Source organism: Streptomyces genisteinicus, from assembly GCF_014489615.1.
GTDB lineage: Bacteria > Actinomycetota > Actinomycetes > Streptomycetales > Streptomycetaceae > Streptomyces > Streptomyces genisteinicus.
This window is the reverse complement of the sequence record NZ_CP060827.1, coordinates 12,222-33,874: the sequence shown is the minus strand read 5'-3', so window position 1 is coordinate 33,874 and position 21,653 is coordinate 12,222. Positions and strand designations below refer to the sequence as shown.

The 21,653-nt window shown below is 70.4% G+C and carries 18 protein-coding genes and 1 CRISPR repeat array (1 of these 19 only partly in view); of the genes, 5 read left to right on the top strand and 13 right to left on the bottom strand.

Going from position 1 to position 21,653, the window contains the following annotated elements; all coding sequences use genetic code 11:
• Window positions 1–347: a CRISPR direct-repeat array (repeat unit 29 nt; unit sequence GTCCTCCCCGCCGTCGCGGGGGTGCTCCG) (it extends 353 nt beyond the left edge of the window).
• A 1,114-nt stretch (window positions 348–1,461) separates the two neighbouring features.
• The 5 genes from IAG43_RS34000 (at window position 1,462) to IAG43_RS33980 (ending at window position 9,589) form a co-directional block, all read left to right on the top strand.
• Window positions 1,462–2,613 (top strand): ParA family protein, encoded by a 1,152-nt coding sequence (locus IAG43_RS34000; RefSeq protein WP_187745023.1) that lies wholly within the window; start codon window positions 1,462–1,464, stop codon window positions 2,611–2,613.
• The gene (locus IAG43_RS33995) at window positions 2,610–3,920 is read left to right on the top strand and encodes a ParB/RepB/Spo0J family partition protein (RefSeq protein WP_187745022.1); all 1,311 of its coding nucleotides are present in this window, start codon (window positions 2,610–2,612) and stop codon (window positions 3,918–3,920) included. The genes IAG43_RS34000 and IAG43_RS33995 overlap by 4 nt, the downstream gene beginning before the upstream one ends.
• Before the next feature lie 1,168 nt (window positions 3,921–5,088).
• The gene (locus IAG43_RS33990; RefSeq protein ID WP_187745021.1) at window positions 5,089–7,704 is read left to right on the top strand and encodes a tetratricopeptide repeat protein; all 2,616 of its coding nucleotides are present in this window, start codon (window positions 5,089–5,091) and stop codon (window positions 7,702–7,704) included.
• Window positions 7,705–7,883: 179 nt separating this feature from the next.
• Complete coding sequence (locus tag IAG43_RS33985; RefSeq protein WP_187745020.1) at window positions 7,884–8,663, top strand: ParA family protein; 780 nt, start codon at window positions 7,884–7,886, stop codon at window positions 8,661–8,663.
• On the top strand, window positions 8,660–9,589 hold the full coding sequence (locus tag IAG43_RS33980; protein ID WP_187745019.1) for a hypothetical protein: 930 nt from the start codon (window positions 8,660–8,662) through the stop codon (window positions 9,587–9,589). The genes IAG43_RS33985 and IAG43_RS33980 overlap by 4 nt, the downstream gene beginning before the upstream one ends.
• Window positions 9,590–9,808: 219 nt before the next feature.
• On the opposite strand, the gene IAG43_RS33975 is transcribed toward IAG43_RS33980, so the two are convergent.
• From IAG43_RS33975 to IAG43_RS33915, 13 genes are all read right to left on the bottom strand, one after another.
• Entirely contained in the window at window positions 9,809–10,285 is a 477-nt protein-coding gene (locus tag IAG43_RS33975) for a Pycsar system effector family protein (protein WP_187745018.1), read from the bottom strand.
• Between the two features lie 15 nt (window positions 10,286–10,300).
• Window positions 10,301–10,735, bottom strand: coding sequence for an RRQRL motif-containing zinc-binding protein (locus tag IAG43_RS33970; RefSeq protein WP_246574857.1), 435 nt, complete (start codon window positions 10,733–10,735; stop codon window positions 10,301–10,303).
• Window positions 10,736–10,910: 175 nt separating this feature from the next.
• Window positions 10,911–11,087: a hypothetical protein gene (locus IAG43_RS33965; RefSeq protein WP_187745017.1), complete on the bottom strand. Its 177-nt coding sequence runs from the start codon at window positions 11,085–11,087 to the stop codon at window positions 10,911–10,913.
• Window positions 11,088–11,267: 180 nt separating this feature from the next.
• A complete protein-coding gene (locus IAG43_RS33960) occupies window positions 11,268–13,508 on the bottom strand; it encodes a hypothetical protein (protein WP_187745016.1) in 2,241 nt (746 codons plus the stop codon).
• Window positions 13,505–14,596, bottom strand: a complete 1,092-nt coding sequence (locus IAG43_RS33955) for a hypothetical protein (protein ID WP_187745015.1) — start codon at window positions 14,594–14,596, stop codon at window positions 13,505–13,507. Before IAG43_RS33955 ends, IAG43_RS33960 begins: the two co-directional genes overlap by 4 nt.
• Before the next feature lie 77 nt (window positions 14,597–14,673).
• Entirely contained in the window at window positions 14,674–15,933 is a 1,260-nt protein-coding gene (locus IAG43_RS33950) for an energy-coupling factor transporter transmembrane component T family protein (RefSeq protein ID WP_187745014.1), read from the bottom strand.
• A 3-nt stretch (window positions 15,934–15,936) separates the two neighbouring features.
• Window positions 15,937–16,233 (bottom strand): hypothetical protein, encoded by a 297-nt coding sequence (locus IAG43_RS33945; protein WP_187745013.1) that lies wholly within the window; start codon window positions 16,231–16,233, stop codon window positions 15,937–15,939.
• Window positions 16,234–17,226, bottom strand: a complete 993-nt coding sequence (locus IAG43_RS33940; RefSeq protein ID WP_187745012.1) for a C40 family peptidase — start codon at window positions 17,224–17,226, stop codon at window positions 16,234–16,236.
• A 147-nt stretch (window positions 17,227–17,373) separates the two neighbouring features.
• Window positions 17,374–19,029, bottom strand: coding sequence for an FtsK/SpoIIIE domain-containing protein (locus IAG43_RS33935; RefSeq protein WP_187745011.1), 1,656 nt, complete (start codon window positions 19,027–19,029; stop codon window positions 17,374–17,376).
• 231 nt (window positions 19,030–19,260) lie between these two features.
• On the bottom strand, window positions 19,261–20,367 hold the full coding sequence (locus tag IAG43_RS33930) for a hypothetical protein (protein WP_187745010.1): 1,107 nt from the start codon (window positions 20,365–20,367) through the stop codon (window positions 19,261–19,263).
• 20 nt (window positions 20,368–20,387) lie between these two features.
• The gene (locus IAG43_RS33925) at window positions 20,388–21,125 is read right to left on the bottom strand and encodes a hypothetical protein (RefSeq protein ID WP_187745009.1); all 738 of its coding nucleotides are present in this window, start codon (window positions 21,123–21,125) and stop codon (window positions 20,388–20,390) included.
• A gap of 12 nt (window positions 21,126–21,137) precedes the next feature.
• Window positions 21,138–21,338: a hypothetical protein gene (locus tag IAG43_RS33920; RefSeq protein WP_187745008.1), complete on the bottom strand. Its 201-nt coding sequence runs from the start codon at window positions 21,336–21,338 to the stop codon at window positions 21,138–21,140.
• Complete coding sequence (locus tag IAG43_RS33915) at window positions 21,335–21,592, bottom strand: hypothetical protein (protein ID WP_187745007.1); 258 nt, start codon at window positions 21,590–21,592, stop codon at window positions 21,335–21,337. Before IAG43_RS33915 ends, IAG43_RS33920 begins: the two co-directional genes overlap by 4 nt.
• Between the last annotated feature and the right edge of the window lie 61 nt (window positions 21,593–21,653).

The following is a 21,653-nucleotide window of genomic DNA, read 5'->3' as shown; positions in this document are numbered from 1 at the left end:
GCCGCTGGTGGCAGTCCTCCCCGCCGTCGCGGGGGTGCTCCGTAGGCGAACGCCATGTCCATGTGCGGGTCCGAGTCCTCCCCGCCGTCGCGGGGGTGCTCCGCCCGATCCTGGACAGCCGACGAACGGCGCGGTGTCCTCCCCGCCGTCGCGGGGGTGCTCCGCCCCACGGTTCGACACCCGCGAGGATGCACTCGTCCTCCCCGCCGTCGCGGGGGTGCTCCGCTCGCCGATCTCCCCTGGGAGGCCCGCGACTTGCCCTCCCCGCCGTCGCGGGGGTGCTCCGCGGGCGGGCAACATCATGTGGGCGACCTCCATGTCCTCCCCGCCGTCGCGGGGGTGCTCCGGCCCGCGACAGGTGGGTCCGGCGCTCCGCGGAGTCCTCCCCGCCAACGCGGGGGCGCCGAGGCAGAGTTTGTTGTCCGCGGACAACAAGCACGCCCTCCCCGCCAACACGGAGGTGCTCCGGTGTCCCGGTCGTAGGCCCGGATCTGCGGCACGTCCTCCCCGCCGTCGCGGGGGTGCTCCGTTCCCAGGGCCCAAGCCTTCCACGCCGACCGGGTCCTCCCCGCCATCGCGGGGGTGCTCCGTCCGGCGGCGGACCGGCCGTGGCCGTACCGCCGTCCTCCCCGCCGTCGCGGGGGTGCTCCGCCCGGCCAGGGCGGCGGCACACCGGCCGCGTCGTCCTCCCCGCCGTCGCGGGGGTGCTCCGGTGGGCCCGCTCCCGCTCGGCGTGTGGATTCTGTCCTCCCCGCCGACGCGGGAGTGCTCCGCCGCGCGGTCGGCGGCAGTTGAGGCCGCCCGCGTCCTCCCCGCCAACGCGGGGGTGCTCCGTACTGCCTGGCACATCGCCAGCTCGTGGTGCCGTCCTCCCCGCCGTCGCGGGGGTGCTCCGCTAGCCACGGGGCGCCCCGGGGGCGGGCGGGGGTCCTCCCCGCCGTCGCGGGGGTGCTCCGCGCCGGCACTTCCGGCGAGCCTGACCAACACGGTCCTCCCCGCCGTCGCGGGGGTGCTCCGTCGTGCGCGTAGTCCTCGACGAACACGCCCGCGTCCTCCCCGCCGTCGCGGGGGTGCTCCGCTCATGGGCGAGCGGGACGGCGTGGACCGCACGTCCTCCCCGCAGTCGCGGGGGTGTTCCGACCTGCGGGGTGGTGCCCCAGCCCGACCAACGGTCCTCCTCGCAGACGCGGGGCTGTTCCGCGTGCTGTGTGCTGGTCCTCCCCGGCGACACGGGGGCCCTCGCCGCCGCAGGGCTGCCCCGATACAGAGTTTGTTGTCCGCGGACAACAAGCGCGCCCTCCCCGCCGAAGCGGGGCTCCGAAGGGGCAGCGCCGGGCATGCACGCATCGGGCCAACGCTGCCCGCGTCGGGGAGTACTCCAACAACGCTCTCGCCTGTTCTTGCCCGCCGGAGTGGGCCAGGTCGTCACCTTTCCAGCAACGACGGTACTAAGGTAGCGCCATGACTGCTCCCTATAGCCCCGATGATCGGGAAAAGGTAGTTGCCAAGCTGCCGACTATTCTGCGGCGGGAACTCAAAGTACGTGCCGCAGAACTGGGTCTGGACATCCAGGACGCTGTCACGTCCGGGGTGACGTCCTGGCTGCAGCTCGAAGAGCATCCCGTGGTCGACACGAGTGGTGGTGCTTCGTTCGCCACGTACCTGCCGGCGGGGCTGTACGAGATGCTGAAGTCCGCAAGCAAGTCGCGCCGGCTGTCCTACAACCAGAGCGTGGCGCAGTCGATTCGGCACTGGCTGGACACCCATCCGTCGCCTCGCCCTGGGCCTGCTCGGGCGGGGGGAGCGCGGCGCCTCGTCTTCGGGAACCAGAAGGGGGGTGTGGGCAAGACCTCGGTGTCTGCGGGTGTCGCTCAGGCGCTGGCCGAGATGGGGCAGCGAACTCTGTTGATTGACTTCGATCCGCAGGGCCATCTCACCCGGCAACTCGGCTACACGATGCTGGAGATCGACTCCTCCAGCCTCGCTAAGTACATGCTCGGTGAGGCTGAGGGTGATGTGCGGGAGCTGTTCGTTCCCATAAGGGGGGGTGACTTCGAAGAGCGTCTGTGGCTGCTGCCTTCGTGCAAGGACGCTTTCCTTCTCGATGCGAAGCTGGCCACCACTCGCGCCGTGCGTATCAAGGAGACCGCGCTGGAGCGGGTCCTCAGCGAGGTGGAGGGCGACTTCGACTTCATCGTCGTCGACTGCCCTCCGAGCCTCGGCTACACCATGGACACCGCCCTCTACTACGCGAGGACTCGGGAGGGCGAGGAATCGGGCCAGTCAGGTCTCGTGGTTCCGGTCCAAGCAGAGGACACCTCCGGCGACGCCTTCGACATGCTCGCCGACCAGATCGAGGACCTGTGCGAGGACCTGAAGCTGGAGATCCCCATCATCGGGTTCGTCGTCAACCTCTACGACGCGCGCAACGGCTACATCGCGACCTCGTCCCTCGAGTCGTGGCAGAGCATGGACGAACCGGTACTTGGCATCGTCCCGGAGCTCAAGGAGCAGCGGGAAGCGGTTCGCCGTAAGGAACCGCTGCTCGCTTACGAGCCGGATTGTGAGCAGGCTCAGGCCCTGCGTTCGATCGCACGGAGGATCAAGGGATGAGCATCGCCGACAAGGTCGGAGCCAGCAGCTCGTTCGGCCGTACCCGGCAGCGGAGCGAGCGCGGGCGTGCCAAGGCCATCGCGGAGGGGGCGATCCCTTCTTACGAGCTGGTGCGGCTGGAGCTGGCTCAGGTCTCCCCCACCCCTCTTAACCCGCGCCGTAACTTCGGCGCGGACGAGGACATGAGCCGCTTTGGTGAAGAGCTGCGCCAGGTGCAGCTTGCAGCGTGTGTCGCGGTCACGCGTAGCGCCTATCTGGCCCTGTGGCCGGCACACGAGGACGCGATCGGTGAGGCCTGCCAGTACGTGTTGATCAACGGGGAACGCCGCTTCCGCAGTGCTCTCCACGTGGGCATCGAGCAGCTCGACTTCGTGGTGCGGGATGACCTGGCGTCCTCTCGTGAGGACTTCGTCGACCACCTTCTCGCTGAGAACCTCGATCGCGAGGACTTCGACGTGTTGGAGCGTGCTCGCGGTGTGCAGCAGCTGGTGGACGTGTGCGCGGAGGACGGCGGGGAGCGGGGGGCGCGGAGTCGTGCTGCACAGCGGCTCGGTAAGGATCGGTCGTGGGTTACCAATCAGCTGGCTCTGCTGACGCTGCCGGAGGAGATCCAGGTGCTGCTGAGTACCGGTGAGGTGTCGGAGAGGGACGGTCGTGTGCTGGCTCGGCGTCTGAAGGACGACGCGAGCCTGACGCCGGAGATGCTGATGTCGCTCCTGAACAGCGCGAAGGATGCCGCCGAGGAGCAGAAGGCCGAGACGGAGCGGCTGTTGGCGGCTGGTCGGGAAGCTCTGGCGCAGGTGGGTTCGGCTGGTTTGTTGTCCGCGGACAACAAGCCGGCCGAATCGGAGGGGGCGATCAGCAGCAGTGGGGTCGGAGAGGGCGACTCGGGGGACTTGTTGTCCGCGGACAACGTTTCTGCTGTCGAGGCGGGGCCGTCGGCGGATGTTGCGGCTGAGGCGCCGTCTCCGACGCCGGGGCGGTCGGGCTTGTTGTCCGCGGACAACAAGCCTGCGGCCTCCGTAGCCGTGGTCGAGGCGAATGGATCGGCGTCGCCGGGGCGATCAGAGCCGCCTGCGCCTGGGGGACAGGCTGCGGACGGTGTTCCGGTTCCGCGTGAGGAGGGTGCTGCCGCCGATTCGGTGCGGCCTGTGGTTACGGGGGTCAGGTTTCCGTACGACAACGCGATGCGGGCTGCTGAGTTTCTGAATGCCCGCATGGATGACGTCCAGTTCCTGGCTTTGGTCGACAGGCTCAACGAGCTGGCTGGGAGCCGGCGCGGTTCGGTAGGCGCGCCTGCTGAGTAGGTGGCGTAGGCCCGGCACTCGGCGATCCGTGCAGCGCTGTCGGCTCTGAAACACGGAAGGCCCGGCCCCCAGCACAGTGCGGGGAGCCGGGCCTTGGCGCGTCAGGTCGCCCCGGTCTCGAGTGTCGATGCGGAGCGACTGTTGGCCGCCGGTCGTACTGCTTTGGCGCAGGCTGGTTCGGCGGGCTTGTTGTCCGCGGACAACAAGCTGGCCGAAGGCGAAGTGGCGACCGGCACCGGCATGGTCAGAGGTGGCGGCTCGGGGGACTTGTTGTCCGCGGACAACGTTGCTGCTGCCAGGCGGCTGCGGCCGTCGGTGGACGTACAGGTCTCGCACCGTCCGGGTCGTGCGGGTTCTCAACTACGTCCTGATCGTGGTTGTCGGCCGACGGGGCGGTGACGGGGTGGCCCCCGCGGCGTCCGCGCCCTCCCTGGGCGCGGCCGGCAACGCCGCCGCGCCCCGGTCGCGGAAGGGGTCAAGGCTGGGGCCAGCGGGGAACCGAGCGGGCGTGGCTGCCGGGGGAGTCTCGGGCCGGGGCGGTGCCGGCGGGGTGGCTGTTGTGGCGTCCGGGCAGTGGTGCGTCGGTCTCTGCGAGGAGGCTGGCACGGCAGGGGGTGATGTGGATTGGGTGCGGGATGGTGCGGGGCCGGTGTGGCTGTGGACCGGGGCGTTCTGATTTTCGTGATCTGAGGGTGGGGGAGTGGTGGTCGTCCTACGGTGGGTGGCCAGTTGAGGGCGTCGGGGGAGGGCTTGCTGTGTCGCGGGTAGTACTGGGTCCTCGCTGAGGTTGCCGATGATTCATCGGCGGCTCAGTCCGCTGCCGGTGGAGGGGCGCGGCGGATGGCCGGGCTCCGTGGTGCTGGGCGCGGAGACGGAGGCCGGGGTGTCGCGCGTTCGTGCGCACCGGGTGTTGTTCGCGCTGACGCCGAGGAACGCGCAGGGGGTGACCTGCTGGTCAGCGGGTCACAGGACTGTCTTGCCGGCCGGTCCGGGGGACGTGTCGGGCCGTTTCCCGGACTGACGGATGCCGGGGCGGACTGCGCCGGCCGGTGGTCGGTGATCGGCGCACGGGCGGAAAACAGGTACGGCGTGGGAGAGCGGGGCTGGGGTGGAGCGGGGTCGTGTGCTGGGGGTGGCCGGTCCGGGCGGTCCGGGGTCGGGGTATGCGGTGGGTGGGCGTCTGGTGCTGACGTCCGCGCACGTCGCGGCCCAGACTGGTGAGCGGGTCGAAGTGTTCCAACTCGGCCGGGACGGTACTTGGGGCGGGTCGGTGGTGTGGTGCGGCACGCCTGGCGGGCGGGACGACGCCGCGCTGGTCCTGCTCGACGACCCGGCATGGCCCTCGCCGGGGGCGGTGCGCTGGGGGCGGATGGTCACAGACGAGCCCGGCGCCGCGTGCCGGACCTGGGGCGTTCCCGATGTGGCCCAGCGGCCCGGCCAGCCGGTGGAGGCCGTCCAGGCGGAGGGGCGGATCAACCCGGGCAGCGGGTTCGTGGGCAACCAGTATGTGGTGGACCTGCTCCAGCACCCTCCGCAGTGGTCGCAGCAGGGAACCTCGCCGTGGGGCGGTCTGTCCGGGGCGGCCGTGTTCTGCGGCCGGCTCCTGACAGGGGTGGTTGCCTCCGACCGGGCGCATTCCGGACACGGCGAGCTGAACGCCGTCCCCGCCTACGTCCTGCACCACGACCCTTCGTTCCGCGCCGTGTTGACGGAACACGGCGGCCCCGCGGCCGGCCTGGAGGCGGTGGAGTTCCAGCACCTGGCCGACGCCCAGGCCGAGAGTGGGGCAGGTGCGGCTTCGCCTGCGGTGCTGCTGCAGGCGGGCCGGCAGACAGTGCCCTTCCATGGCCGCGAAGACCTGCTCGCCGACCTGCTCACGTGGTGCGGCCGGGGCGGGTTTGGGGCGTGGCTGCTGCACGGGCCTGGCGGGCAGGGCAAGACCCGGCTCGCCCACCACCTGGCCGCTTTGCTGGCCGCCGACAACTGGGCGGTGCTGTGGCCGCGCTCCGACGCCGAAGCGCCGGAACTGCGCGAGCTGCGGCATGCAGTCAAACCGCTGCTGGTCGTCCTCGACTACGCCGAGGCCCGCACCGGGCAGCTGGCCCCGCTCGTCGAGGCCGCCGCCGACCACGGCGGCGACACACCGTTCAAGGTGCTGCTGCTGGCCCGCACCGACGGCGACTGGTGGACCCAGGCCACGAGCGCCACTCGCCTCGCCGAGGATCACCTCGATGCGGCGCCCTCGGTCCTGCTGACACCGCTGGAGCAGGCCTCTGGCCCGCGCACGCAGGCCTACCGCACCGCCGCCCGCGCCCTGGCCAACGCCCTGCACCGAGTGCGCGATCTGGCCCCCCACGACTGGCGCGCCGCCGCCGACGCCCTGCCCACCCCGCAACTCGACCACGATGGCTACGCCAATGCTCTGACTTTGCAGATGACCGCCCTCGCCGACCTCCTCGACACCGCCACCCCCGGCAGCAAAGATGCAACAGAGGTATCTGCGGTCCAGCGGGCACAGGAGCTGGAGGACCGCCTGCTGGCACACGAGCGCCGCTACTGGCAGCACGGCGCCGCTACGCATGGCCTATCTCCGGTTCTGAGCCGCAGCACTCTGGAGAAGGCGTTGGCCGCCGCCCACCTCGTGGGCGCGGCCGACCACGAACAGGCCGACCGCACATGGTCCACACTCCCTGCCCTCGCGGACCAGGCCCGCGACCGGCGCGACCAGGTCACCGCCTGGATCGCCGCCCTCTACCCCCCGGCCGTACCGGGCCGGCCGTGGGGCGCGCTCCAGCCCGACCGGCTCGCCGAACGCCACATCGGCCGCATCCTGGACACCGACCCCGCCATAGCCGAACACCTGATCAACGGCGCAGACGACGCGCAGACCGCCCAGCTCCTCACCGTCTACAGCCGCGCCGCCGCCCACCCCGTCTTCGACGGCCGCCTCGACGCCCACCTCACCGGCCTGTGCACCCGCCTGCCGCACCGGCTCACCCCCCACATCATCACCACCGCCGTCCAGGCCGACCACCCCCAGCCCCTCATCACCGCCCTTCACACCCTCATCAAGGACTCCACCACCGACATCGACGACCTCACCACCCTGCATGACCGCTTCCCGCACTCCAGTCGGCGCCTCGACCGCACCGCCGTCCACCTCGCCCAGGCCATCGCCAGCCACTACCGTGCGCTGGCGGAGGCGAACCCGGACGCCTACCTGCCCCACCTCGCCATGTCCCTGAACAACCTGTCCACCCGCCTGGGGAGGGTGGGGCGCCGGTCGGAAGCACTCGCCGCGATCGAGGAAGCCGCACAAATCCTCCGCACCCTCGCCAAGGCGAACCCGGACGCCTACCTGCCCCACCTCGCCATGTCCCTGAACAACCTCTTCATCGATCTGAGAGAGCTGGGGCGCCGGGCGGAAGCACTCGCTGCGATCGAGGAAGCCGCACAAATCCGCCGTGCGCTGGCGGAGGCGAACCCGGACGCCTACCTGCCCGACCTCGCCACGTCCCTGAACAACCTGTCCACCAGTCTGGGGGAAGTGGGGCGCAGGGCGGAAGCACTCGCCGCGATCGAGGAAGCCGCACAAATCCGCCGCACCCTCGCCAAAACCAACCCGGACGCCTACCTGCCCCACCTCGCCGCGTCCCTGAACAACCTGTCCATCCGCCTGGCGGAGGTAGGGCGCCAGGCGGAAGCACTCGCCGCGATCGAGGAAGCCGCACAAATCCGCCGTGCGCTCACCGAGGCGGGTCACGAGGTCACGCTGGAGCTCTAACCAGAGCTACTTCAGGTGTAGCTGAGTCGTGAGACAAGGTGGGTGCCGACGCCCCCTCCCTCCGTCCCAGAGACACAAAGGGGCATGGCCTCCCAAGACATAGCAGCGTGTCGGTGGCCTTCCTGCGTGATGGACAGGCTGGAAGGGTCAAGGGTGTCGGCATGAGCCGAGTGCTAGCGGTGTACAGCGAGAAGGGCGGCGTGGGCAAGAGTGCCCTGTCCGCGGGTCTGGTCGCGGCCGCGCGACGCCGGAAGCGCCCGGTGGTTGCCGGTGACTTGGATCCGCGCGCCACGTTCTCGGCGGAGCTCGGCATCGCGGCGGACTCGCCGCCGGCCTTCACGATGAACGACCTGCTGGCGCTGGACCCGCAGGGAGACACGGGCCTGGCTGCCGACGCGATGGTTCCGGCCGGGGAAGCGTGGTCGGGTGTCCAGGTCATCGCTGCGGAGCGAGCGCTGGCGAACCGGGAGACGGACAACGTCGCGGTCGGTCTGGAGTTTCGACTGCGGATGGCGCTGAAGGGCGTCATCCCCGAGGACGGCGTCGCGGTTTTGGACCTGCCGCCGCGGGCCGGCGGCAAGCTGGTGACGTCGGCCCTCGTGGCAGCGACGGACGTGGTCATCCCCGCAACCTTGGACGAGGACGGACGTATCGGCGCCGCAGAGGCATTGAGCACGATCCGGCTTGTGCAGGACCTGGGGATGAACCCGAACCTGCGCGTGGTGGGCATTGTGCCGTCCATCGTTCCGGGTGGGCGCAGCACGCTGAAGGACGCCATAGGGAAGCACTTGGCGGATACGTATGGGTCGCTCTATCGGGATGATCTGGCGATTCCGCGTCACTCGGTGCGGCAGCAGACGCGGTTCGCGTGTGTGCCGATCACCGATGCGTCGGGCCGGGAGGCGCAGGCCCTGACGGACGCTTACGACAGGATCCTGATGGCGGGAGTGGCGCAGTGACCAACAAGCTGATCGCGGCGGGGAAGAACCGGCTGCAGAAGGCGGAGGACTCGCGGATTGACCCGGCAGTGCCGGCGGAGCTTCAGGTTGCCCGGGAGTCCATCGGGAGTGCCGAGCTGAACCCGTTCGCTGGTGGCCGGGTGCTGGGCGCGGACGATGTGACCGGCACGCCGGAGGAGCAGCTCGCCTTCGTCACGGGCCGGCTGGTCGAGATCGACTCGATGGGCAGTCGGGCCGAGGACTTTGTGACCCTGAACAAGGGCGCGCTCCTGGAGGTCGCCCGCGACCGTGAGCTGCATGTGGTGGCGGGTGAGTCGAGCTTCGCCCGGTGGGCAGCTGGGGTTCTGGACATCGAGGAGAAGTACGTCTTCGAGTTGGTGGCGGACGCCGCTCGGATTCGGGCTGTCGGGGCCCTTGGCCCGGAGCTCTCGCGGCATCTGACCCGGGCGTCTGCCCGGAAGTACATGGCGAGCGTGATCTCTGACCACGGGGTGGAACTCGCGCGGACGGCGCTGGAGCGAGGCGTGGCCGAGGCGGCTGCGCAGGGCAAGCGCCGACCTACGGTGGCGATGCTGACTCAGGCCACACAGGCAGTCACGGCGATCGAGCAGGTGTCGGCCGCGCCTGCGATTCCGACCCAGGGGCAGGGGTCAGAAATTTCTGACCCTCCTGCTTCCGGGGCGGGCGCCCCGGCGGTTGCCGCTGAACTCGGTGCGATCCAGCGGGCGGTCGGGGCGGTGCAGGAGCGGGCGTTCCGGGTTCTCGCTCCTGGCGCGGTCCGGGCTGCTGCGGCCTCAGATCCCGTCAGCCTGGTGGACGCCCTGGAGGCATTGGAGACGGAGCTGGAGAAGGCCGGTAAGCGCCTGACTGCCGCTCGGCAGTCAGCAGCTGCGGCCTTGGAGGCCGCCACCATCCCAAAGGTCTGACGCCGCGAGGGCGGCGTGAAACGCAAAAACGGCCCCGGTGGCCCGGACTTGAAGTCCGGGCCACCGGGGCCGTTTTTGCTTGCTTCGCGGCCATCAGAACGCGGCGGGCCGCTTCACGGGCACAGAGCTCAGCGCGACGTGACCTTCAGACATCGGGCGGCCCGTGGACGGGGCAGGTGACCGCGGGCGCCGGACAGCTGCCTCAGCCCGGCGTCAGGCTCACAGCGCGGCTCCGGCGGCGGCCAGGGCGAGGAGCGCCAGAGCGGTGAGGGTGAGGTCGACGGCGCGGCGCAGGAGCGTGTACTTGCGCAGGGCGATGCGGGAGAGGACGCGGATGCGGGCTGCGCGGGTGTCGGTGCTGAGGCCGGCGCGGATCTCGTCGTCGTCGAGGCGGGCCCAGTGCGGGAATGAGCTGCGGTCGTCTCCTCGGAGGCGGGGGCGGACGACCAGGAGCAGGAGCACGGCCGCTGCGGCGAGAGTGAGCGCGGCAGCGGCGCCGGCCAGTTGGGCGGGCAGCGGCCAGTCCCTCCGGGCGGCGGATACGAGGCCGGCGAGCACCGCACCCGCGAACGCGAGCAGTAAGGATGCTTTGGCGTCGGTGCGGGCGACTTCTCCAGCGACCGTCGCGCATGCGTCGGTGAGGTTCCGGTCCGTCTGCGGATCGATGCCGACCGGGGCGGGCGTAGTGGTGGTCATCGTGAACTCCTTCGGTCAGGCGGCGAGCCGCTGCGCGGCGGCCGGGGTGATGTAGGTGGAGGGGTCGGCGGGGGTGCCGTCGTGGCATTCCAGACAGCTGCCGAGGGTGCGCAGGGGGATGCAGTGGTGGTAGCGGCGGCCACACGGGCCGGGGCACTGCTGCCGGGCGGCCATGGCCCGGTCGAGGGCGGCCTCCTGCGCGAGCGTGGGAATCCGCTTCGGGAGGGCGAGGTCGATCCGGTAGAGCCACGCGAAGCGGCGGCCGGTGCGGCACTCGATTCGGGCCGCGGGCTCCTGCCCGCCAGGGCGCAGGCCCATGGCGCGGAGCTGTCGGCGGGTGGCGTAGCCGGGGCCGGCCTGCCGCCATCGGTAGACGGGCAGAGACCCGTCGCCGGGGTCGTGCGGGTCGACGTCGACCACGTCCTGGTCGTGCTCGGCGGCCGGTGTCACGGCCGGGCCCAGCGGGGACCGAGCGGGCGCGGCTGTCGAGGGAGTCGGGGGCCGGGGCGGTGCGGACGGGGCCGGCCGATCCGGCGTCGGGGGCGGGGGGTGAGCATGCGGGTCCTCCAGAGAACAGCGCTGCGCCCGCCCCGATCGGGGGCGGGCGCAGCGGGTGAGGGGTGGGTCAGGTGCGTGCCGGAGTGGGCGCGGGAGTGGTGTGCCCGGGCCGCGGCTCACCGTCCTGAGGTGTGTTCAGCGGGCCAAGGTTGGCGCAGAGCAGCCAGCCGCAGACCACACCGGTCACGAAGTAGATCTTGTGGCGGTTGGCCTTCCACCAGCTCGGCGGGGTGGGCTCGGTCAACACACCTATGACAGCCACAGGGATGAGGCTCCTCGGATCGGGGTCAGGAGAATGTGCGTGAGGCCGGTCGGCCTGGCCAGCCCTCTCCTCTTGGAGCAGGAGAGGGCTGGCCGGAGCGGCCGGACACGAAGAAGGCCCACGCCTTGAGGCGTGGGCCTTGTCGGTGCTGGTGGTGGCGGGTCAGAGGTCGGAGGGCAGGCGCTCCCCGGTCTCAGCGTCGTACGCGACGCCGGTGGGCGAGAGCCGGATCATCCGGGATGGCGCCTTTACACCCTTCACCCATTTCCTCCCACCGATAGCGACGCGGACCGTCACGTCGGCCAGTGGATCCTCAACAGGCAAGGACAGCTCAGGTGATTCGGCGAACCACTCCGCAGGCTTCTCGCTGCTCGCTGTCTGCCCGTCGGCGTCGAGGCGTAGATAGCGGGCGTCCTTCTCGAAGTAGGTTCGCAGCTCGATGATCACCTGATCGCGCTCGCGGTTCCAGCGCGCCAGGACGTCTGCGTTCACTCCGTCAAGGCGCACTTCAGCTCCGGAGCGCCCCTTATAGGAATCAGCCTTCGCCTTGCGGTCCTGCTGCTGATCACTCTCGCTCATCTGCCCTACGCCAACGATGGCGAGGGAGAGTGCGGCTGCCGTGGCGGTGGCCGCGTAGGGCCAGCGCCGGCGGCGACGCGAGGGCGGCTCATCTGCCGGTTCGGGTGTGGGGGGGACGTCTGCCCCCTGATACCACGCCTGCTCCGGATCGCGGTTCGGTTGCTCGAACCAGTCCAGGTTCTTCCCCATGCGCGTGACGGTAGCGCGCAGGGTCGCGGCCTGGTGTCGGTCGCCGCTGAGATCAGCCATCTGTGCGCGGGTGACCAGCCAGCGTGCGGCTTCTGTGGAACTGATGCCGTGCCGGTTGATGTCCTCGCGCTCGCCGATGGCTGCGATCTGGGCGGCCTCGCTGTGCCGGCCCTCGTGCGCGGCGCGGAGCGCCAGGTCGTGCCGGAGGTCGTCCTCCGGGGCTGCCGCGAAGACAGGCGTCGCGGCGGTGTCGTGGTCGACGACGTTGGGCGGCAGGTCCCAGTCCCATCCGTCGCGCACGTTCGCGTCGGTGTCGGTCGGGTGCGGTGCGAGCAGCTCGTCCAGGAGGTCAGGCTCCGCGTCGGTCGGCTCCTCGCAGAGGCGCTCCTCGGAAGCGGCGACGTCGGTGTCCTCCTGGTCGGCATCGGCCTCCAGTACCTCCGGCTCCTCGTCCCGGGCGAGGATCTGCTGTGCCGCGCGCCGCCGGGCGGAGGTATCGGTCAGCTCCGCCTCTTCCTCGGTGAGGACGGTCTGGACGATGTCGACGTAGCCGGGCCCGACTTTCCACACGGCTTGGCCGGGGCCGAGGCCGGGGATCGCGTCGACGGCCCACTGGGGCAGGCCGAGGAGCGTTCCCACCGCGGTGGCCTCCTCGGGGCCGAGGCGGCCGATGTGGGCGATCTCGCAGAGCCGCGCGAGGTCCTGTGCCCGGCCGTCGCCGAGGTCGGACAGGGTGTGCATGACGACGTCCAGCGACAGCGCGGCCTTGCGCGAGTTCTTGAGCTGTCGCTGGATCAGGGAGGCGGTGGCGGGGGACAGCAGGATTTGCCACGCTTCCTCCAGCACCAGGTGCCGGTGCGTCGCGGTGGACTGGGGCAGCCAGACGTGTTCGGCCCAGCAGGAGACGGCGGCCATCAGCGAGGGAATCGCCGGTGAATTGCGATCGAGGGTGGTGAAGTCGAAAGACACGATGGGGAGATCGGTCGGCGGCAGGCCGGCGTCCTCGCCGTCGAACAGGCCGCTGAGCGAGCCTTCGGTGTAGCGGGAGAGGGCCATCGCGGCGGCCTCTCCCCACTCGGCGAGCCGGGCGGCCGGCCAGCGGCCGTCCTGGGGACTGACCAGGGCATCCACCAGCCCGGTGAGCGCCGTCGCCTTGGGGTGGCTGAGGGCGTGCTGAAGCGCGTGGGTGGCCTGGGTGGTCAACGCGTCGGGCTCAACCGCGAGGATCAGAGAGCGGACCAGCTGCTCGCGCACCGGCGCGGAGAACAGCGGCGAGCACGGGTTGAGCCGGAAATCACCGGCTCTGACGACGCAGCCGCCGAGAGCTTGGGCAACCGGGCGCCATTCGCCGGTCGCGCCGTCCTCCCCGAAGGAGTCGATGACGACGAATTGGTGGTCGTGGTGGCGAACCTCCCGCAGCGCCCGTGCTTTGGCCGTCGTCGACTTTCCCGAGCCAAGTCCACCCAAGGCCAGCGTGTTGGTGGAGGGCAGAATCGCGGCCGGCGCCAGGACGGGGGACAGGTGAAACGCCCTGCCGTCGAGAAGGCTGCGGCCGATCGGGACACCGGGAAACTGTGTGCTGGAGGCGACGAGGGGCGCGGTGATCGCGGCGTGGGTCGTGGGCAGGCGGATCACAGGATCGTCCCTTTCTGGGTGGAGGCGCCGTGCGGGGTGGTCATGATGTGCGCGCGGTGCTGCTGGCCGGGCAGCCAGTCGAGGCGGATGCGGTGCCGGTCGGCCATGAGCGAGGCGGTCCAGCGGGCGTCGGTGACGGTCTCGGGACTGTGGCCCCAGACAGTCAGGTAGGCGTCGAGGTCGACGAGGGTCGCGCCCTGAACCAGGGCCCCGTGGGTCGTGCTGTTCGCGGCCTGGAGAGCGTCCTGCTTGATCTTGTCCGCCGTCCACGCCTCGGCGGCGGCCGACTGCCAGCGCGCGGAGCGCCGCGATTGGGCTGCGGGCAGCGGCCGGTAGAGGACGGCGATCGACCGGTCGGTACCGGCCTGCCTGATCGCCTCGCCCTCTTCCAGGAGGAGACGGCGCATCAGGTCGCCGTCCGTCTCCGCCGGCCAGCCGGTGATCCGGGCCGTGGCCGCGAACCTCCCGTCGTCCAGCCCGATCCAGCCCTGGCACCGCTCCACCACCTCGGGGAGGGGATCGACCTCCGCCGGGATCAGTGCTCCGAGCCGGGCGAACTCGCCCTCCAGCGTGGCGAGGAGCCGGTCGGTCTGGCCCAGGCCCTTCGGGACGTGCACGGAGATCGTCTGGGTGTGGGCGGTGTACTCGCCCACGGCGGCGTGGTGGGTGACGTGGACTTGGATGCCGGCGGTGCGGGCCTGGCTGCCCGCCCACGTCAGCGCGCGGGCGTACGCGTCGTGGAACTGGGCCCGGCGCAGCGGGTCCTGGACAGTGCCGTGCTCGGGGTGGAGGGTCCAGGTCATCGTCGCGCCGGGCCGGTCGACGGCGGAGTCCGGGATGGTGCGCTCGCGCAGCCGTCGGTAGCCGACGGCTGCCCACCGGGCGGCCGAGCGCGGCCCGGGAGCGATGTTGAGCATCGCCGCGGCCCCCGCGACCGCGCCGAGGGCCCACATCGGGGGAGGGGTGACGAGAGCGGACATCAGGACCGCGCCACCCGCGCCCAGGTTGAGTTTGGTGAGCAGGGTCTCGGTGGGGCTCAGGCCGCGCTGGAGGGCGGGGACGCGGTAGCCGGGCGTCAGCGAGTACATCGGTCTCTCCTTTGAAGGGGTGCGGGAACGGCTCCGGGCCCGCGCCGAAGCGCGGGCCCGGAGCCGATGCACGGCTGTTACGGGTTGGGGTTGGGCGGCGTCGTCCTGCCTGCCGGGGCCGGGCTGGGTGTGGGCGGCTGCGGGGCAGCCGGCCGCGCCGGGCTGGCGGGCCGGACGGGCGGGACCACTCCGGCCGACGCCCGCGCCTCCCGGCGCGCCTGGGTGATCTGCGCCGTGCGGACGGTGTCCCGCCGCACCTGCGCCACCACCGACTCGGTGGTGAGCCGGGCGGGGCGCTGACGCTGCTGCACGCCGTAGGCGGCGAGCAGCACCCCACGGTCCCGGGACACTGCGCGCCCCGGGGTGTCCACCGTGCGCGGCACCCTGGGGGCGTGCTCCTGCTCGTACACGTTCGGGACACCCGCCCGGACGATCCCCCGCGCCACGGGGTTGGTCGTGTGCCGCTCCACGAGCGTGCGAGCAGCGCCGGCCACCCGGGGCCCGATGTAGGGGACCCCGTGGAAGATCATTCGGAGCATGATCACGTCAGCGGCGACCAGCAGGACCAGGTCCATGACGATCGCCCCCTTGGCCAGCGCCACGAACGGCGTGACGAGCAGGAGCGCGAAGGGCGCGAACATCAGGCCCAACAGGCGCATGGCCCACTTCTTGAGTGCGGTCGTGTCCCCGCCGCGTGCCAGCGAGGCCAGCACGAGCGGCGCCAGGCAAACGAAGGCCAGGATCCCGAGCTGGCGCGTCAGGAACACGAGCCCTGCGAAGGCCAGCGCCACCACCAGAGCGGAGACGATCAGCAGCACCGCGAGCGGGTCGCTCTGAGTCGCCTCCAAGTCCGCGCGCACGACCTTAAATAGAGTCATCTCGTTGCTGTCGAAGGCGGCCAGGAATCCGTCGCTGACTGCCTTGTGCAGGAGCATGACTGCGCCGGGGATGGCGCCCATGGCCGCGATGGCGGCCAAAGTCCAGCCGGTGGAGGCTCCCATCTGGCGCATGCGCGGTGTGCCCTGCCATGCGGTCAGGGCACACACGACGATCACGCAGATGAAAATGGCGACGGCCAGGTGCTGGCCGAGCCACAAAAAGGGTGCGTAGAGGGCGCTGTCGGCCTTCTCGGGCGCCCATGCCTTTCCGGGCGCGATCATCCTTTCCAGCTCCTTGATCAGGTCGTTGGCGAGGCCGGTGACGCTGTCGGCGGCTCCGTCGGTGAGGCCGCCGGTGCTGTCGGGGCCGGTGCCGGCGTCCGGAGGGCCGGTGCCGTCGCTGTCGCACAGGTCCCGGTGCCGCTCCGGGAGCAGCTCGCAGCCGTTCTTCTCCGGCATGCGTTACTCCTTGGGGGCCGGCGCGGTGACCGGGGCCTGGGTGACGGTGCTGAAGAGCGTCGATCCGTAGAGGGCGAGGATCACGGCGACGAACAGCGTGCCGATCGCCATGCTGCCCTTGCGCAGGGCGCTCTTGGGGTCGTTGGAGAGCTGGAGCAGCATGCGGACGGCGATGATGGCGATGACTGCGGCGATGCCCTTGGTGACGAGGCCGCCGCCGGTCATGCCGATGGTGGCGAAGAAGTCGGAGAATCCGCCGGACATGTCGACGGGGGCAGCGAGATTAGTGAAGGTGCGCATTTAGATCTCCTTGTTGGTGTTCTGCTTGGGGCGGGCGACGGCGTAGAGGTCGGTCATGTTGTAGACAGGGCTGAACCGAACGTGCTCGCCGGGCCGGGGCGCGTCGAGAATGACGCCGTCACCGACGAAAATCCCGACGTGATGAATGGAAGCAGCACTGTTCCCGTAGAAGACGAGGTCGCCGGGGCGGGCGTCTTTGGCGGCGATGGTCTGGGATGCGGCGTACTGCTGTGCCGCTGTGCGCGGAAGATCGATTCCGACTTGCGCGTAGGCGTACAGCGTGAGGCCGGAGCAGTCGAAACCGCGAATGTCCGTGCCGCTGCTCCCGTTCGGGGAGCAGCAGATTCCCGTGCTCGGTCCCTCGGCGTTTCCGCCGCCCCAGGAGTAGGGCTGGTTGAGCATTTTGCGGGCCGCCGCGAGAGCGGCAGTGGATTGCTGGGCGGTGACGGTCTTTCCGCTGCCGCCGCCCTTCGATGCCGCATTGATCGTGCGGACGTAGTTCTGTGTTTCCTTGTACGGGGGGACGCCGCCGTATTTCCGGACGGCGCCCGATCCCGCGTTGTAGGCGGCGAGCATGTTGGATTGCTTGTCGCCGGGTACGTCCTTCACGTCCTGGGCGAGGGTACAGAGGTATTTCGCTGACGACGGGATGGCGTCCTCGGGATCCCAGATATCCCGCTTCCCGTCGCTATTGCCGTCGATTCCATGAGATTCCCAGGTGGACGGCATGAACTGGGCGATGCCCTGCGCGCCGACCGGACTTTTCGCCCGGGAGTTGAATCCAGATTCCTGCCGCAAAAGCGCGGCAAGGAGATTCGGGCTGACTTCGGGGCAGGTGTTTCCTGCCTCCTCGATCAGCGTCTGGTACTCGGCCGGGACGGCTGCTGTGAGGGCAGCTGCTATCGGGGTGTCGCCGGCGGCCTGGACGAGCGAGGCGACGACGACGGCCGCGGTTGCGCCCACGCCGATCGCGACGGCTGCGGTGGCTCTCAACGGCAAAATCCTCTCTGTGCGCGAGATCTGTCGTTTCCGCTGGTCAGGCCCGTCATGGTGACCCGTTTGGGGTCCGTCATGGGTCCGTCATGACCCGTCATGCATGACGGACCCATGACGGGTGGCATGACGGGTGCTTGGAAGGGTTCAGGAGTCGGTCAGGGCGGCCTGCTTGAGCCTGTCGAGCGTGTAGCCGCGGCCCCAGCTCTTGACCTCCGGAGAGACCGTCAGATCCGCGCTCAGCTTCTTTCCGAGCTTTCCTGGGTCGGGTTCGTTGATTCCCAGCGCCGGGCCTAGTTCTGTGCTTCTGATGTGGTCGATGCCTCGTTCCTGCATGAGGTTGATCGCCTTTTTCAGCGGCGTATCCGGTACAGATTCGATGCGCTTTCCTCGGCGCTCCAGGACATCGTCGACAACCCTCCAAATGAAGTCGTCAGGGAAGCGAATTCCCCGGATGAGCCTGGATGAGACACCGTTGAAATAGACGCCCTGCCCCTGAATGCTGGCATCCATGAGTGCGGGGTGGATCGGCGACTGCGTCTTGAAGTAGTCCGACCCGAGGGCGACCTCCGCGCTTCCCTTTCCGGAGACGTAGAGGCAGATTCGGCGCTTGAACTGGTCGCGCACTTCCACCGGGACGGCCCGGTCGGAAGGGCGCTGCGTCATCATGATGACGGTGATTCCGCATTCGAGACCCTTGCGGACAAGTTCGGATGAGTTTTTCACCATCCGCGCCCGCTCTTTCCTGCCCTCGGCGCTGCCGTCGCTGACGTAGTAGTCGGCCACTTCATCCGCAATGAAGAGGATTTGGCGGTGGCGCGGCTTGGGCTTGCGCTCACGCATGGCCTCGTTGTCCAGGTCGTACCGCTCGCGCTGCTTCTGGAGCAGTTCGCAGACCATGGAGTCGAATACCGATGCGCTACTGGACGCTTCGTAGCGGATGGCCAGCTTTTCAAAGCGGACCAGAGCTCCGGGCTTTCCCTCGATGAGGTAGACATCAAGGTCCGGCCCGTAAGCGATGAAAGCGCAGGTGATCAGCGCGATTGTGAGTGTCGACTTACCGGTCTGCGTCATACCGGCGACGAAGAGCGCGCCCTTGGTGAAGTCGTCGATTCCGACGACTTCACCGGTCATGCTGTGGGCGAAGGGAATGCCCTCGTGCGCGAGGATCATTTCCTTGGTCGGCGGGGCGAACGCGTGGGTGAAGGGCGGCTGGGCGAGCACGGTCATGTCGACGTCCCGCTCGCTCAGCTCACCTCGCTCGACCTGGGTCCGCAGCCGGGTCGCGCCGAGAGCGCCGGCCACCTCCCCGGCCTTTGCGGCCACGTGCTCGTACGTGCGGCCCACCGGCACCTTGAACTCGAAGCGCTGGCCGAGTCCGTGGGGCAGCGGTGTCACCACGGACTCGTCCGCGCGGACGAACTGGTCCTTGCCGATGGCGCCGCTCGCGACGAGAGCGTGGGTCAGCTCCTCGTCCCTGGCGGGCCCCGCGATCAGGTCGTCGGCTGCCTCTTCGGCAGTCTCTGCGCCAGCCTTCCCGGCCTGTGCGGGAGCGGAGTCGCTCCGCAGGCCGGTGGTGATTCCCTCACCCGCCAGGAGCCGCTTGACGACAGCTCTGATCTTCCAGGCCAGGTAGCCGAGGGCGACCAGGGCCCCGGCGGTCAGGGCGAGGGTGGCACCCCATCCCAGGCCCGTCTTGTCCTTGATCGCGGCGAGGCAGCCGGCGGCGATCGCGAGCGTGCCGATCGCGCCGGCCGTCTGCGCGTACAACTCCTCATCCTGGGCGGCTTTCTTCCTGCCCACGGTTCTCCCTTCTGGTCGCCCACGGGCCGCGGGGGGCCGTGGGGCGGGTGGGTGTGGTGGTGCGTCCGGGTCTGCTTCCCGGGTCTGCGAACGTGCTGTCCGCTCGCCGGGTCACTCGCCGGTGCGCTCCGCCGACTGCTTCCGGCAGTCGCAGCAAGGGCCAGCCCGCAGGTCTGCGGGCTGGCCCTCACTGGTGGTGCCGGACGCTGGGTGCGTCCTGGTGCTGGACGTTCAGGCGTCCGCTTCCTCCTCGGCGTCGTCGTCGGACGCCTCGCTGGTCTGCTCCTCGCGGGACATGAGCGCGCCCCACTCGTGGCGGACGCGCTCCTCGCTGCCGACGTAGCCGGCCTGCCTGAAGGCCTTCACGGCCTGCCGGTAGGAGGCGGGCGGGTCCTCGGCGTAGCGCAGGTGGCGCAGGACGACTCCGAGCTGCGGGCCGGTGAGCTGCTCGCCCGGGACGGGCACCGGGACGCCCGTCACGGTGGCGATCTGCTGGAGCGTGTCGGCGTGGGCAGTGGGGTGTGACGGCCTGTCCCGGTCCGGGGCGCTGGCCTGCGTGCCGGTGGTGTGACGGCCGCTGCCGTCCGTGTCGGTGGGTGTGACGGCGTCACGCCCGGCGAGCAGCGCGGGCCGGTCCGGCGTCCAGTCGTCCAGCACCGGCAGGGCGATGCGTGTGACGGACGCCGGCAGCGGCGTCTCGGCGAGCGTCTTCTCGGTCGCCTGCGCCTGCTCAACCAGGGCCTTGGTCATGGCCTGCTCGCGCTGGAGCACAGCCAGGCGGTAGGCGGTCTCCGCCTTGCCGACCCGCTCCTCCAGCTCGCGCGCGACGTCGAGCAGCTCGATCCGCGCCGCCGCGTCGGCCTCCATGACCTCCAGCCGGTCCGCAACCCGCCGGGCCTTCTGGTCGATCTCCGCCCGGGTTCCGGCGGAGGAGCGGCGCCCGAGGGCGGGGAGCGCGATCCACCACGCCGTCTTGGTCGCGACGATCGCGAGCGGGGTGAGCACCACGGCCAGGTCCACGCCGCTGCGCCCGTCGCGGAGCAGCAGCTCGGCGGTCGGGATGGCGGCGTTCACGGCCGTGAGAACCAGGCCGGCCACCCGCACGCGCACTGCCCGCCGCGCGTTGTTTCCGGCGAGGACCTCGGTGGCCTGGAAGACCACCCAGAGCGCATCGAGAGCGACGACGGTCGGCACCGCCCAGCCGCCGAAGGCGGGCTTGAGGATGTTGTAGCTGACGGCGACGGACAGGACGGCGACCCCGAGGGTCACGAATCCCAGGACGGCGAGGACCGCGTCGCGCGGGGAGACCCTCCCGAGCGTGTTCGTGATCTTGTCCATTTCGTTGTCCTCCATTCGGCTCAGCGACCGGCCGTGCCGGACAGGCGGTTGATCTTCGTGATGTGGGTGTCCTGCTGCTCGATCAGGTGCCGGACCGTCTCGGCGAGCGGGCGCGTGCCCCAGTCGGTGTGGTGGGCGCGGTCGTAGTCCGCGTGGCGTGCGATGGGCCACTCGGCTGCTTCGGGGTATCCGGCGGCAGCGAGCGCGGCGTCGTGGGTGATGTCGGCGCCGTGGTGTTCGTCGTGCACGCGGGCGATCTCCCGGGCCCGCGTGTCGAACGCGGTGGCTGCGGCCCGGGTGCGGTCCTGCGCGTCGATCAGGCGCGACAGCGCGGACGGCCACTCCGCTGACGCGGCCGGGTCCCGAAGGAACGCGAACGCGTCGTCGAGCGCGCGGCGTTCGGTGCGGTAGGTCTTCCACCGGGCGGGCGCGTCCTTGACCGCGTCGCCCAGCTCGGCGACGTAGGCGGCCTGCGCCCACTGCTCGCCGGCCTGCTCCCAGACGTCGTCCAGGATGTGCCGGGCCTCGTTGCGCAGCCGGTGCTCGACCGGGTCCTCGTCCTCCGGGACGTAGCGCAGGTTCGCGTCGTCCTGGACGGCGGGCCGGACCGGGCGAAGCTCCCGCCCGGTGAACTGGGCGAAGGCGAACCGCACGCCGTGCGGGCCGGGCTCGAAGAGGGTCAGGAAGCGGGGCAGGTAGGGCTGGATGCGGGTGATGATGATGCGCATCTCGTCGGGGGTGATGGTGTCGAGCGGCATGGGTTCTCCTGGTCAGGGTCGGTTCTTCAGGTGGGTGAGGTAGGCGTCCTGGAGGCGTGCGAGAGAGTCGGTCAGCCGTTCGCCCTGCGGGCAGCGGCTCGTGGTGCCGGCGGTCTCGTGCTCGGCGCTGGCGCACGTCCGGCAGGTGCGGTCGTGTCCGGCGGCGGCGCGGGCGGCGGCTTGGTAGCGCTGGTAGAGGTCCCGCGCGTTCACAGGACGTTGGGCTCCAGCACGAAGGCGGTCACCGCGGCCGTGGCGAGCTCGGGCTGCTCGGCGACGATCTGCTCCAGCAGCCCGAGAAGGACGTCGTAGCGGGTCCATCCGAAGGGCGGGGTGAGCGTGCCGCGGCTCGTGTTCATCACCCGGCCCGGGAGCTCCAGGGTGAGCAGCCACAGGTGGCTGCCCTGGCGGGGGCTGCCGGGGCCGGGGGCGAAGTCGGCAGCGGTGGGGTGCTGCTGGGTGGTCATGCGGTACTCCCGGAGAAGGGTCGGTGCGAAGTGCGGCAGCTGGCGGCGCGCAGGGGCGGGT